The sequence below is a fragment of the [Acidovorax] ebreus TPSY genome, from assembly GCF_000022305.1.
Classification (GTDB): Bacteria; Pseudomonadota; Gammaproteobacteria; order Burkholderiales; family Burkholderiaceae_C; genus Diaphorobacter; species Diaphorobacter nitroreducens.
Map to the genome: position 1 here is coordinate 3,728,121 of NC_011992.1, position 13,153 is coordinate 3,741,273.

Consider the following 13,153-nt stretch of genomic DNA (forward strand, 5'->3'; position numbering starts at 1 on the left):
AGTAGCTGCTAGCGCTTGCTACACAAGCGCTGCAGGCCGATTTGGCTCAAGCCGCCACGGGCTGCGCCCGGCGCACCGGGCAGCGCTGCTCCAGCCACGACTCCAGTTGCGCGAACACGGGCGCCGCGTCGCGCTCGTTGAAGATCTCGTGGTACAGCCCTGCAAAACCCTGGGCATGCACCACGGCCGGGGGCGCCGCTGCCGCGAAGGCACGGCTGCCCGCGGGATTGACGATGCGGTCGTCCTCGCCCCACAGCAGCAGCGTGGGAACCGTCCAGCGCGCGGCGCGCGCCAGCGTGGCGGGGCCGGCATCGGCAATGAAGCGCGCCAACCGCGCGCTGATGCGGTCGTGGCAACGCCGGTCGGCCCGGTAGGCGGCCACCACGGCCGGGTCGTGCGACAGGTGTTCGGGGTTCAGGCCGTTGCCCACGCGCAGGTTGGGCACCAGCCGGGGCAGCGTGGCCAGCAGCAGCTTTTGCAGCGGGTTCATGAAAGTGGCCAGCGCGGGCGACGAGAGCACCAGCGCATCCACGGGGCGCACGCCCCGCGCCACGAAGCTCGCCGCCACCAGCCCGCCCATGCTGTGGCCCAGCAGCACCAGCGGCTCGCCGGGCCGCAGCCGCGTGCGTGTGGCGTCCACCAGGTCCGCCAGGTCGGCCAGCAGGCGCAGGTCGCTGGTGAGGCCGCCTCGCGGCCCGCCGGAGTCGCCGTGGCCGTAGTGGTCGTAGCCGCGCACGCTGAAGCCCCAGCCGTTCAGGCGCTGGGCCAGGGCCTCGTAGCGCCCCGCGTGCTCGCCCAGGCCGTGCACCAGCAGCACGGCGCCGCGGCGCTCCTGCGCGGGCAGCGGCCAGTCCTGTACGGCGAGGTTCTCACCGTCGCTGGCGGTGAAGGGGCGCAGCGTGGGTTCGCTCAGTTCCTGCATGGCCGTGCGCGTTTTCAGGCCGGCATGCTGGCGATCACCTGCGCCACGGCCGCGGTGAGCTTCTTGGCGTAGGGCACGTGCAGGAACTCGTTGGGGCCGTGGGCGTTGCTCTTGGGGCCGAGCACGCCGCAGACCATCATCTGCGCCGTCGGGAAACCGCGGCTCAGCATGTTCATGAGCGGAATCGTGCCGCCCTGGCCGATGTAGCCGCAAGGCGCGCCGAAGTGCGCCTGGCTCGCGGCGTTGAGCGCCTGCTCGAACCACGGCGTGATGGCCGGGGCGTTCCAGCCGCTGGCCGCGCCATCGGGGGCGAAGGTGACCTTGGCCTGGTAGGGTGCGTTGTCCTCCAGCACGGCCTTCATCTCCTGCAGGCAGGCGGCGGCGTCCACCAGCGGCGGCAGGCGCAACGACAGCTTGAAGGCCGTGTAGGGGCGCAGCACGTTGCCCGCATCCTTGAGGGCGGGGAAGCCCTCGGCCCCCGTCACGCTGAGCGTGGGCTCCCAGGTGCGCTTGAGCAGCGCCTGTACCGGGTCGGTGGTGGTGGGCAGGGCAAACACCGTACTGCCACCGCAGTCGGCATGCGCCCAGGGGAAACGCTTGTAGACCTCCTCGCCCAGGATGGCGGCGGTGGCCCGCGCCTGCGCCAGACGGTCGGGCGGCACCTCGCAGTGGAAGTGCGCAGGCAGCAGGCGGCCCGTGGCCGAGTCCTCCAGCCGGTCGAGCACCTGGCGCATGATTCGAAACGACGACGGCACCAGACCCGATGAGTCGCCCGAGTGCACCCCCTCGGTGAGGATCTGGACCTTGAGCGTGCCGCTGGCCATGCCGCGCAGGCTGGTGGTGAGCCACAGCTGGTCGTAGTTGCCCGCACCCGAGTCGAGACAGATCACCAGCGCCACGTCGCCCAGGCGGGTCTTCAGCGCGTCGATGTAAGGCAGCAGGTCGGCGGAGCCGCTCTCCTCGCAGGTCTCGATCAGGCCCACGATGCGCGGGTGCGGCACGTTCTGGCGCTTGAGCTCCTGCACCGCGGCCACGCTGGCGTAGACCGCGTAGCCGTCGTCGGCGCCGCCCCGGCCGTAGAGCTTGCCGTCCTCGTACTTGGGTGTCCACGGGCCCAGGTCGCTGCGCCAGCCCTCGAATTCGGGCTGCTTGTCCAGGTGGCCGTACATCAGCACGGTCTGCGTGGACCGCGGCTGGGTGGCCGCCACCTCGAAGAACAGTACCGGCGTGCGCCCTGGCAGGCGCACGATCTCCAACTGCAGGCCCGCCACCTTTTGGGCCTCGACCCACTGCGCGGCGTTGCGCAGCACAGTCTCCAGGTGGCCCTGTTCGCGCCAGTCGGGCGCAAAGCCCGGCGACTTGGCGGGAATGCGGATGTAGTCGGTGAGCTGCCGCAGGATGTCTTCGTCCCACACCCGCCCCACGCGTTCCAGCGCGAGTGCGGCATCCAGGGCGGCGGCGGGCAGGCGGTCGTTCATGGCGGAACCTCTGTCGGTGCGCAAAAGGCGCAGGATACGCCAACACCCGCCGCCCGGCGACGGCGATCTGCACGGCGCCCTATTAGTCCACCGCCGGTGCGGGCGCGGGGCGCGGTGCCGCCAGCGCCGTGGACTCCACCCGGTTGCGCCCGGCGAGCTTGGCCGCATACAGCGCCTCGTCGGCCCCCTGAACGAGCCTGTCCCAGCCGTCCGCGGGCTGCAGGGGCCCGCCACACACGCCGATGCTCACGGTCACCGGTATGTCCTTGCCGCCGCCCACACAGGGCAAGCGCTCCACGGCGCGGCGCAGCGTCTCGGCAAGCTCCAGGGCCCCGCCGAGCGGGGTGTGCGGCAACAGGACCATGAATTCTTCACCCCCGTAGCGACCCACCAGGTCCTGCGCCCGCAGGCGCGTGCGCAGCAGGTCCGCCACATGGCGCAGCACGCTGTCGCCCGCCAGGTGGCCATGGCTGTCGTTGACGAACTTGAAGTGATCGATGTCCACCAGCATCACCGCGTAAGGCTCGCGCAGGCGCACGGCGCGGGCCACATCGCGCTCCAGCGCCATGATGAGCGAACGGCGGTTGACCAGCCCCGTGAGCGCATCGTGCGCGGCGAAATAGCGGTTGTCGGCATCGGAGCGGTCCTTGCCCATGAGGATGAAGCCCAGCGAACTCAGGATCACCACCACGAAGGCCGCCATGAAGGTGATGGACTGCATGGCGTTGCCCTGCATCAGCCCCTCGACCGGTATGTCGCGCGTGGCTGCGAGCATTCCGCGCACCCCCAGCAGCAGTACCTCCATCACCAGGCCCACGCTGAGCAGCGTCGCGCCGCGCAGGGACGCAGCCGGCCGCTCGCGCCACAGGGACCACAGCACCATGCCCAGCTGCAGCGGCGGCACCACGCCCGCCGTGACGATGCGTGCGCGGTAGTCGTCAATGAAGAACGCAAACAACAGCGCTGTCGCCGCGACCGGCACCGCCATGCGGCGCCACGGCAACTCCCGCCCCTGGAACTGGTGCACGGCCGCCAGCACCATGGCGAACGTGCCCGACAGCAGCGTGTTGGCCAGGACGATGCTGGCCCAGTCGGACACCAGGCCGCGCAGGGCGTACAGCACGTACGTGGAGGTGTGCATCATCAGCCCCACCGCCCACAGGCTGATGCCCTCGCGGCGCGCCGGCCGCACCGCGCCCAGGGATGCCGCCATGGTGAGGGAAGCCGCCGCGGTCATCAGCAGCATGGTGGGCACATCGAGGAACGGCATGGAAACGGCAAGGGTGGGCGCGCCCCGGGCCAGGCGCGCAGCGCGCGAGGATAACCGCCCCGCCCCGGCGAGGCCCGCACTCAGGTAAGCGCGAGGGCCCCCACGCGCAGATCGGCCACCTCAGCCATTGGCGCGGGGGCATGCGCAGGTGCCGCAATCAGGGACGCGTCGCCCAGGGCCGGCCCCAGCCTGAACACCTGCACGGCCGCGGCCAGGCGCGCCGCCTGCTCGCGCAGGCTGTGCGCGGCGGCAGCGGACTCCTCCACCAGCGCGGCGTTCTGCTGCGTCATCTGGTCCAGCTGGCCCACGGCCTGGTTGACCTGGCCAATGCCGCCGGCCTGCTCGGACGCTGCGGCCGTGATCTCGCCAATGATGTCGCCCACGCGCTGCACGCTGCCCACGATCTCGCCCATGGTGCTGCCGGCGTCCTGCACGAGGCGCGCGCCCGTCTCCACCTTCTCCACCGAGGCCTGGATGAGCTGCTTGATCTCGCGCGCCGCCTCGGCGCTGCGGCCCGCCAGGCTGCGCACCTCGCCCGCCACCACGGCAAAGCCGCGGCCCTGTTCGCCGGCGCGTGCAGCCTCCACGGCGGCGTTCAGCGCCAGGATGTTGGTCTGGAAGGCAATGCCGTCGATCACGCCGATGATGTCGGCGATCTTGCGCGAGCTCTGGTTGATGTCGTCCATGGTGGTCACTACCTCGCCCACCACCTGACCGCCGCGGGCCGCCACCTGCGCGGCGGAGGCCGCGAGCTGGTTGGCCTGGTGGGCCGCATCGGCGGACTGGCGCACGGTGGCGGTGAGCTGGTCCATGCTTTGCGCCGTCTGCGCCAGGCTGCCGGCAGTGGCCTCCGTGCGTGCCGACAGGTCCTGGTTGCCGCTGGCGATCTCGGCGCTGGCTGTGTCGATGCTGTCCACAGCCGTGCGCACCTCTTGCAGCATCTGCACGTAGCGCAGGCGCATGCCTTCCACTTCCCGCACCAGCGTGCCGATCTCGTCGCGCCGCGTGGTCTCGAAGCTCTGCGTCAGGTCGCCCTGCGCGACGAGCGTGATGGCCTGCGTGAGCCCGGTCAGCGGCTGGCTGACGCCGCGGCGCAGCATCACGAACAGACCCACGCCCAGCAAGCCGACGGCCAATGCCATCAATCCCCACACGGCCCAGGTGACGTGGCGCTGGCCGGCAATGGCCTCGGCGTCCGGCACCTCGGCCACCACCCACCATCCGCCCTGTGTCTTGCGCAGCAGCGCCCAAGGGTCCTGCGCGCCAGGCGAATACACCGCCACCGCGTCACGCACGAAGCCCTCTGGCGCAGCCACCAACGCCTCGAAGAACGCCCGTGACTGGGGGAAGGCCTCCAGCACCCGCTGGCCCCGCGCCGTGGGGTGGTACACGAAGCTGGCCTGCTCCAGCCCGGCGCCGGGGTTGATCACGTACACGCCGCCGTGCTCGAAAAAGCGTGTCTGCTCCACCTGCTTTTGCAGCATGGCGTGGAAGATGCTGACGTCATTGCCGATGAACAGCAGCGCCACCACCTTGCCCGCCGTGTCCTTGACCGGCAGGTAGTGGCCCATGTAGGGCTTGCCTGCGACCACGGTGATGCCGGTGTAGGGCTCGCCCTTGGCGACTGCCGCGTAGGCAGGATCGGCACGGTCCAGCGGCGTGCCCTGCTGGCGCTGACCTTGCGCATCTTTCACCGAGGTGGTGATGCGCACGAAGTCGTCGCCCTTGCGCGCAAACACCGTGGCCACGCCGCCGGTCTCGTTGGCGAACTTGTCCACCGCGCTGTAGTCCTCGTTGACCAGCGCGCCGAAGCTGCGCAGCTCCCCCGCGCCCTCGTCGAGTTGCATGGTGGCCTCGAAGTAGCGGCGAAAGCCGCGCATGGTGGCCTGGACCAGCTCACGGTTGGTGTTGTCCGCCGCATCCAGCGAATGGGCGACGGCCTGGGTGGTGCCGCCAATGCTCTGCACCAGCTGCGCCCGCGTGCTGCGTTCGGTCAGAACCGCCAGGGCCAGCCCCACGCCCACCAGCACCAGGGCCACAAGCCCCAGGGCGGTCAGCGTGACCCGGCGGGCAACGGAATGGTGGGCAAGCGAAACGGCGGCCATGCATGTCTCCAGAAAAAGGGGTGCGCCGGGTCGTCCCGGTCTGTCTGGAAATCTACGGCAGGCCTGCCGTTACATCTATTCACAATATCCCTTACGCGGTCTCACGTACCACGCATCCTGCCCAGAGGCCCGGCATCGGGAACAGAGGAATTTAGCCGCTAGCGCTTGCCCATCAAGCGCTGATAGCTACATTTTCAATAGCAACAAACCCCGCCGGCGAGAAATGTCCCCTGCGCGCCAGGCTGGACGGTGCGCTCAGTCGTGCTCGAAACGGAACACTGCCGTGCCCGCACGCGCATTGGGCAGCCAGCGCACCTCGCGCCCGTCCTGCAGGCCGAAGGCGTCCAGGATGCGCAGCTTGTTCTTGTGCGCCAGCACCTCGAAGTCCTTGAACGTGCCCACGCGGATATTGGGCGTGTCGTACCACTGGTAGGGCAGGCGCCGGGTGACGGGCATGCGCCCGCGCAGCACCGACACGCGGTTGGGCCAGTGTGCGAAATTGGGGAAGGCGACGATGCCGCTCTTGCCCACGCGCGCAGTCTCGCGCAGCATCACCTCGGCATTGCGCAGGTGCTGCAGCGTATCGATCTGCAGCACCACGTCGAAGCTGTTATCGCCGAACATCGCCAGCCCCTCGTCGAGGTTGAGCTGGATCACGTTCACGCCGCGGCGCACGCAGGCGAGCACGTTGGCGTCGGCGATCTCGATGCCGTAGCCGCTGCAGCCGCGTTCGCGCTGCAGGTAGTCCAGCATCGCGCCATCACCGCACCCCAGGTCGAGCACGCGCGCGCCTTCGGGCACCAGGCGCGCAATGGCTTGCATGGTGGCGTGGTCGCTCATGGTTGTCCTCCCTGCAGCCCCTTGGCAACACTATCGAAATAAGAGCGCACCACGCTCATGTAGCGCGGGTCATCAAGCAAGAACGCATCATGCCCGTGCGGGGCGTCGATCTCGGCGTAGCTCACGTCGCGGCGGTTCTCCAGCAGCGCGTGCACGATCTCGCGGCTGCGCTGGGGCGAGAAGCGCCAGTCGGTGGTGAAACTCACCAGCAGGAACTTGGCACGCGCCACGGCCAGCGCCTGCGCCAGATTGCCGCCATGCTGGCGCGCGGGGTCGAAGTAGTCGAGCGCGCGCGTGATAAGCAGGTAGGTGTTGGCGTCGAAATAGTCGCTGAACTTGTCGCCCTGGTAGCGCAGGTAGCTCTCGATCTGGAACTCGATGTCCTGCGTGCTGTATTTCAGGTCCATGCCCTCGCGCAACTGACGCCCGAACTTCTCGTTCATCACGTCGTCGCTCAGGTAGGTGATGTGGCCGATCATGCGCGCGATGCGCAGCCCGCGCTTGGGGATCACGCCGTGGCGGTAGAAGTGCCCGCCGTGAAAGTCCGGGTCAGTGACGATGGCCCGGCGCGCCACTTCGTTGAAGGCGATGTTCTCGGCCGTGAGGTTGGGGGCGCTGGCCACGACCACGGCGTGGCGCATGCGTTCGGGGTACTGCAGCGTCCAGGAAAGCGCTTGCATGCCGCCCAGGCTGCCGCCCATTACCGCCGCCAGTTGCGTGATGCCCAGGCGGTCCAGCAGGCGCGCCTGCGCATCGACCCAGTCCTCCACTGTGACGACGGGGAAGTCCGCACCGTAGACCTCGCCCGTGTCCGGGTGGCGGTGCATGGGCCCCGTGGACCCGAAGCACGAGCCCAGGTTGTTGACGCCGATGACGAAGAACTGGTTGGTGTCGACAGACTTGCCCGGCCCAATCATGTTGTCCCACCAGCCCTCGCTCCTGGGCTGGCCTGCGTAGCTGCCTGCGACGTGGTGTGAGGCATTGAGCGCATGGCATACCAGTACGGCGTTGGAGCGGTCGGCGTTGAGCGTGCCGTAGGTCTCGTAGGCCAAGGTGTAGTCGCGGATCGAGGCCCCCGACTGCAGCGGCAGGGGCTCGGCGAAGTGCATGGTTTGCGGTGTGGCGATGAACGACATGAAAAAACCCGGCTTCGCTAAACAACGAGGCCGGGTCCGGGTGCGTGCTGGGGTGGCAGGCGTGTCGATCGGTCACGTCTTTAGCTGGATTTGTAAAGCGCCCGCAAGCGGTGCAAATCGGCGCGTCTGCGGGCCATTATGCCAAAGGCGTCGCATCTCCCGCAAACAGCGCCAGCAGGCCCAAGACCAGGAAGATCAACGCAGACACCAAGTGCACCACGCGGATCGGCACCTTCTTCACCAGCCGATCCCCCAGCCAGACCACGGGCGCATTGGCCAGCATCATGCCCAGCGTAGTACCCGCCACCACCCAGAAGTAGGCGCTGTACTGCGCAGCCAGCATCACGGTGGCGACCTGCGTCTTGTCGCCCATCTCGGCCAGGAAGAACGCCACCAGCGTCGTGCCGAACACGCCGAAGCGCGGCGCCGCACCGTCACCGTCGTCGTCCAGCTTGTCGGGAATCAGCATCCACACCGCCATGGCGATGAAGGAAAGACCCAGCACCCAGCGCAGCACCTGCGGCCCCAGCACGGTGGTCACCCATGACCCCACCGCGCCCGCCAGCGCGTGGTTGGCCAGCGTGGCCACGAAAATGCCCAGCACGATGGGCCAGGGCTTGCGAAAGCGTGCGGCGAGCACCAGCGACAGCAGTTGGGTCTTGTCACCCATCTCGGCAAGGGTGACGATGGCGGTGGAGACGAGGAAGGCTTCCATGGGGCGGTCGTAATAGGATTTCCGGCCGGAAGTACATCGGACAGCATTGACCACGCTCCGACTCCGGCCTGATGGATCGGTACGCGGTCAATGGTCTCGCCCGACCCGCTGTGGCAGCGGGTCGCATACACCATGGCGCCCAAGGGCCCCAAGTCTGTTGATGCATGCATCCTCTCGCGTCGCAGTCGCAGCGGACTCGCGCGGGGCAGGGCTACTCCCCAAAGACAGCGGAGGATTGTATCCGGCGCAAGAAGGCACCTTTTTGCCCAGCTAGACACAGTAGTTACCCTGGAAAGTGTTGCAGGCGCGCAATTACGACATCTTTGGGGTTATGGCAATGCTTGATAATGGCCGTGCAGTTCTGCCATGCGGAAGTGCACGCTGCGGTGTCTGGTCAGTTTCGCGTCTTTGAAGTCGTCACAGGTTTGTTGATTGCGTCGGGCTCCATCGCATTTCATGTTTTTTCTAGGAGTCCGATCATGGGCAACAAACTCTACGTGGGCAACCTGCCCTATACCTTCCGCGACCAGGATCTGGAGCAGACCTTCAGCCAATTCGGCGCCGTGCAAAGCGCCAAGGTCATGATGGAGCGCGACACCGGCCGCTCCAAGGGTTTCGGCTTTGTCGAAATGGGCAGCGACGCTGAAGCCCAGGCCGCCATCCAGGGCGCGCATGGCCAGAACTACGGCGGCCGCGACCTCGTGGTCAACGAAGCCCGTCCGATGGAACCCCGCCCGCCCCGCAGCGGCGGCGGCTTTGGTGGCGGTGGTGGCTACGGCGGTGGCCGCAGCGGCGGTGGCGGTGGTTATGGCGGCGGCTACGGTGGCGGCCGCTCCAGCTATTGATATTCCGCTGAGTCAAAAAAGGAGCCTTAGGGCTCCTTTTTTTGCGTCAGATTGACGACACGTGCGTTGAAAACCCCTTGCATCTTTACAAAGGTTCTGGCGCATAATGTTTTGACGAGGGTATTGCCTCGTAGAGGTTGCGGTGATCCGTCAGTTTTCGCGCATAGGGCGTCATTGTGATTAACTGGCTGCGGGTTCGGGACTCCGTCGCTCATTCCATTGTTTTTGAGGAGTCCCTTAATGGGCAACAAACTGTACGTCGGCAATCTGCCGTACTCGGTGCGTGACCAAGATCTGGAGCAAGCCTTCAGCCAGTTCGGTGCGGTGACCAGCGCCAAGGTCATGATGGAGCGCGACACCGGCCGCTCCAAAGGCTTTGGCTTCGTGGAAATGGGCAGCGATGCCGAAGCCCAGGAAGCCATCAATGGCATGAACGGCCAGTCCCTCGGCGGCCGCAGCATTGTCGTGAATGAAGCCCGTCCCATGGAAGCGCGCCCCCCCCGCAGCGGTGGCGGCTTTGGTGGTGGTGGCGGCGGCTACGGCGGCGGCCGCAGCGGCGGTGGTGGCTACGGCGGCGGTGGTGGCGGCTACGGCGGCGGTGGTGGTGGCCGCAGCGAAGGCGGCTTTCGCAGCCCCTACGGCTCCGGTCCACGTGGTGGCGGCGGTGGCCGTGGCGGCTACGGCGGTGGCGGCAACAACGGATATTGATTTTGGCAGGCGCGGGTAAAAGCGCGCTCCACCATCACAAGGCTCCCTCGGGAGCCTTTTGTCCTTCCAAGCCTCAGGGATTGGAAGATCGGCCCTCGCCCGCGCGATGCTTGCGTGGCCGTCCCGCCAGCAGCCGGTCGAACCACGCATCCGGCAATATGCGCAGCAGTTTGGCCACTACGCACATCTGCCAGGGAATCACCCGGTACGTCGCCCCCGCCTCAATGGCACGGAACGCGCGGTCCGCAAAAGCCTGCGGCGGCAACAGGAAGGGCATGGCATACCGGTTCTCCCGCGTCAGCGGCGTATCCACATAGCCCGGGCAGATCGTCACCACCTGCACGCCGGTGCCGCGCAACTCCCCCCGCAGGCTCTCGCAGTAGCTGATCACCGCCGCCTTGCTCGCGCAATAAGCTCCATGGCCAGGCAGGCCCCGGATACCCGCCACACTGCCGATTCCCACCAGCCGGCCGCTGCCGCGGCGGACCATCGCATCAATGAACGGATGAAAGGTGGCCGCCATGCCCAGGTTGTTGGTGGCAAAGGTCTGCGCCATGACATCGAGGTCGCCGCGCTGCGCCGTGTCCACCCCGACGCTGATTCCCGCGTTGGCCACCACCACATCGGGCAGCCCTTGGCGCTCCAGACAAGCGTGGCAGGCCGCGATGACGCTGTCAGGCTGCGCTACATCTGCGCTATATATTTCATAGCTATTCGCGCTTATCCCTACTGCCCTAGCCCAAGATTCGATCATATCGACGCGCCGCGCCACAAGGGCCAACCGCCACCCTGCCCGGTGGTAGCGCTCGGCCAGCGCCTGGCCGATGCCGCTGGAGGCTCCAGTGATCAACACCAGCGGGCGGTCTTGCGGAGCCGAACGCGCCATCTCGGTCAACGGCGCACGGGTGCGGGCATCAGCGTGCCGCGCACGCGGCCGCGCAGTTGCATGACCTGCTCCAGGTTGTCGTAGTCCATGCTGTCGGCGGTGAACGTGTCGGCGCCGCGCTTGAGTGTCACGGGCTGGTCGGAGCGCACGCGCTCTTCATTCACCCATGCATGCAGGAACTCCCCCTGGAACTCCAGCCGCGGCACCGGAGCGCGGCCTTCGGGGGCAGACGCCTCGCGCGTAACGATGGCATTGCCGTAGAGCTGAACCTCGCTGCCGTCCCCGTTGGACAGCGCACGATTCGCACGGGCGGTGACGACGCGCCCCTCCTCGTTCACCGAGCGCATGCGCGCCTGGTCGATCTCCAGCGTGTCGTTGTCCGCGTAGTGGCGCGCCAGGGTGCCGCGGATCTCGCTCTGCAGTCGGCCCGTGGCATCAAAGCTTTTGACCGCGAAGTCGCGCATGTAGTAGTCGGGCTCGTGGCTCACGGGGCGCTCCTGCGCCGGCTGCTGCGGCCGCGGCGCGTTGCGCACCAGCCACCAGGAGCCCAGCGCCAGCAGCCCCATGAGCAGCACGGGCAGGTAGAGCGACAGGCGTTCCCACGCTAGGCGGAGGCGTGAGGTCATGCGGCATGCGCGGCCAACAGACCGGCGTAACGGCCACTGGCGACCAGCAGCAGGTCGCAGAACTCCCGCGCCGCACCCGCGCCACCCGGCGCGGCGGTGACATGGTGGGCGACGGCGCGGGCCTCGATGTGGGCCTGTGCGGGCGCGCAGGCGAAGGCCACACGGCGCATCACCGGCAGGTCGGGCCAGTCGTCTCCGATGGCGGCGGCCTGAGGCCACGACAGGCCCAGCTCGGCCAGGATGGACTCGGCCGCCGGGCGCTTGTCCTCGGTGCCGAAACGTGCATGCATCACCCCCAGCGCTTTCAAGCGCAGCCGCAGCGCCGGTGAATCACGCCCCGTGACCACCGCGGGCGTGATGCCCGCCTGCTGCAGCAGCTTGATGCCGTGTCCGTCAAGCGTATGAAAACGCTTGAGGGTCTCGCCCACTTCAGAGAAATACAGGCCGCCGTCGGTCAGCACACCGTCCACGTCGAAGAAGGCGACGCGCACCGGCTGCGCCAGCAGCAGGAGTTGCGGATCGAACTGCAGGGCCGGTTGCAGGGGGGGCAGCGGCGTGGCATTGGACTGGGACATCAGATCACCTTGGCTCGCATCAGGTCGCCGATGTGCACCACGCCCACCAGCACGCCGTCGTCGTCCGTGACCAGCACGCTGGTGATCGAGTGGTGCTCCATGGCCTGCGCCGCATCGGCCGCCAGGGCATCGGCTGCAATGGTGCGCGGGCTGGCATGCATGACGTCCTGGGCGCGCGTCTCGCGCAGGTCCACGCCGGCCTCGATGCGCCGGCGCAGGTCGCCGTCCGTAAAGATACCCACGGGCCTGCCCGCATCGTCTACCACCGCGGTGGCGCCCACGCCCTTGGCGCTCATCTCGCGCATCAGGGTGCTGAAATTGGCATGGGGCGGTACGTGCGGCACGTCGGCGCCCGCGCGCATGACGTCGCGCACATGGGTCAGCAGCTTGCGGCCCAGCGCACCGCCGGGGTGCGACCGCGCGAAATCCTCGGGGCAAAAGCCGCGCGCGTCGAGCAGCGCCACCGCCAGCGCGTCGCCCATGGCCAGCTGCGCCGTGGTGCTGGTGGTAGGCGCCAGGTTCAGCGGGCAGGCCTCGCGCTGCACGCTGCAGTCCAGCACCAGGTCCGCGTGGCGCGCCAGGGTGGACTGCAGCCCGCCCGTCATCGCGATCAGCGGGACGCCCAGGCGCTTGAGCACCGGTAGCAGCACGGTGATCTCGCTGCTTTCGCCGCTGTTGGAGAGCGCCAGCACCAGGTCGCCGTTGGTCACCATGCCCAGGTCGCCATGGCTGGCCTCGGCGGGGTGCACGAAGAACGCGGGCGTGCCGGTGGAGGCCAAGGTAGCGGCGATCTTGCGCCCCACGTGGCCGCTCTTGCCCATGCCCATGACCACCACGCGGCCCGTGGTTGCCAACACGCGCTGCACCACCTGCACGAAGCCGCCGCCCAGGCGCTCGCCCATGGCATGCAGCGCCTCGGCCTCCGTGCGGACGGTCTCGCGTCCCAAGCGCAGGGCCTGTTCGGCATTGAAAGACGAGGAAGCGGCAGGAGCGACAGGCATGGATGAATTCTATCGGTCGGCCCACCTGCGGCTCGGCTACGATGAA

Annotated in this window: 13 protein-coding genes; 2 read left to right on the plus strand and 11 right to left on the minus strand. The window is 68.0% G+C overall.

The features are described 5' to 3' along the window. Positions 1–46 precede the first annotated feature (46 nt). The 7 genes from DTPSY_RS17425 to DTPSY_RS17455 form a co-directional block, all read right to left on the minus strand. Positions 47–922 (minus strand): alpha/beta hydrolase, encoded by an 876-nt coding sequence (locus DTPSY_RS17425; protein ID WP_015914684.1) that lies wholly within the window; start codon positions 920–922, stop codon positions 47–49. Between the two features lie 14 nt (positions 923–936). Further along, entirely contained in the window at positions 937–2,400 is a 1,464-nt protein-coding gene (locus tag DTPSY_RS17430) for a M20 family metallopeptidase (protein WP_015914685.1), read from the minus strand. Between the two features lie 82 nt (positions 2,401–2,482). Next, positions 2,483–3,670, minus strand: a complete 1,188-nt coding sequence (locus DTPSY_RS17435; protein ID WP_015914686.1) for a GGDEF domain-containing protein — start codon at positions 3,668–3,670, stop codon at positions 2,483–2,485. 80 nt (positions 3,671–3,750) lie between these two features. Continuing rightward, positions 3,751–5,775, minus strand: coding sequence for a methyl-accepting chemotaxis protein (locus DTPSY_RS17440; RefSeq protein WP_015914687.1), 2,025 nt, complete (start codon positions 5,773–5,775; stop codon positions 3,751–3,753). Between the two features lie 255 nt (positions 5,776–6,030). After that, a complete protein-coding gene (gene metW, locus DTPSY_RS17445; protein WP_011807201.1) occupies positions 6,031–6,615 on the minus strand; it encodes a methionine biosynthesis protein MetW in 585 nt (194 codons plus the stop codon). Beyond that, positions 6,612–7,751 carry a homoserine O-succinyltransferase MetX gene (metX, locus tag DTPSY_RS17450; protein WP_015914688.1) on the minus strand — a complete coding sequence of 380 codons (1,140 nt, stop codon included), beginning with the start codon at positions 7,749–7,751 and terminating at the stop codon, positions 6,612–6,614. The genes metW and metX overlap by 4 nt, the downstream gene beginning before the upstream one ends. A gap of 136 nt (positions 7,752–7,887) precedes the next feature. Then, entirely contained in the window at positions 7,888–8,466 is a 579-nt protein-coding gene (locus tag DTPSY_RS17455) for a TMEM165/GDT1 family protein (protein ID WP_015914689.1), read from the minus strand. A gap of 479 nt (positions 8,467–8,945) precedes the next feature. On the opposite strand from DTPSY_RS17455, the gene rbp (DTPSY_RS17460) reads away from it, so the two are divergent. Both rbp (DTPSY_RS17460) and rbp (DTPSY_RS17465) read left to right on the plus strand, forming a co-directional pair. Next, positions 8,946–9,311, plus strand: a complete 366-nt coding sequence (gene rbp, locus DTPSY_RS17460; protein ID WP_015914690.1) for an RNA-binding regulator — start codon at positions 8,946–8,948, stop codon at positions 9,309–9,311. A 240-nt stretch (positions 9,312–9,551) separates the two neighbouring features. Next, positions 9,552–10,019: an RNA-binding regulator gene (gene rbp / locus DTPSY_RS17465; RefSeq protein WP_015914691.1), complete on the plus strand. Its 468-nt coding sequence runs from the start codon at positions 9,552–9,554 to the stop codon at positions 10,017–10,019. Between the two features lie 73 nt (positions 10,020–10,092). On the opposite strand, the gene DTPSY_RS17470 is transcribed toward rbp (DTPSY_RS17465), so the two are convergent. From DTPSY_RS17470 to DTPSY_RS17485, 4 genes are read right to left on the minus strand one after another with little or no spacing between them, the layout of a single operon-like run. Further along, a complete protein-coding gene (locus DTPSY_RS17470) occupies positions 10,093–10,905 on the minus strand; it encodes an SDR family oxidoreductase (RefSeq protein WP_015914692.1) in 813 nt (270 codons plus the stop codon). Between the two features lie 5 nt (positions 10,906–10,910). Continuing rightward, entirely contained in the window at positions 10,911–11,531 is a 621-nt protein-coding gene (gene lptC, locus DTPSY_RS17475; protein WP_015914693.1) for an LPS export ABC transporter periplasmic protein LptC, read from the minus strand. Beyond that, the gene (locus DTPSY_RS17480) at positions 11,528–12,106 is read right to left on the minus strand and encodes a KdsC family phosphatase (protein ID WP_015914694.1); all 579 of its coding nucleotides are present in this window, start codon (positions 12,104–12,106) and stop codon (positions 11,528–11,530) included. Before DTPSY_RS17480 ends, lptC begins: the two co-directional genes overlap by 4 nt. After that, on the minus strand, positions 12,106–13,107 hold the full coding sequence (locus tag DTPSY_RS17485; RefSeq protein WP_015914695.1) for a KpsF/GutQ family sugar-phosphate isomerase: 1,002 nt from the start codon (positions 13,105–13,107) through the stop codon (positions 12,106–12,108). Before DTPSY_RS17485 ends, DTPSY_RS17480 begins: the two co-directional genes overlap by 1 nt. Positions 13,108–13,153: the final 46 nt, after the last annotated feature.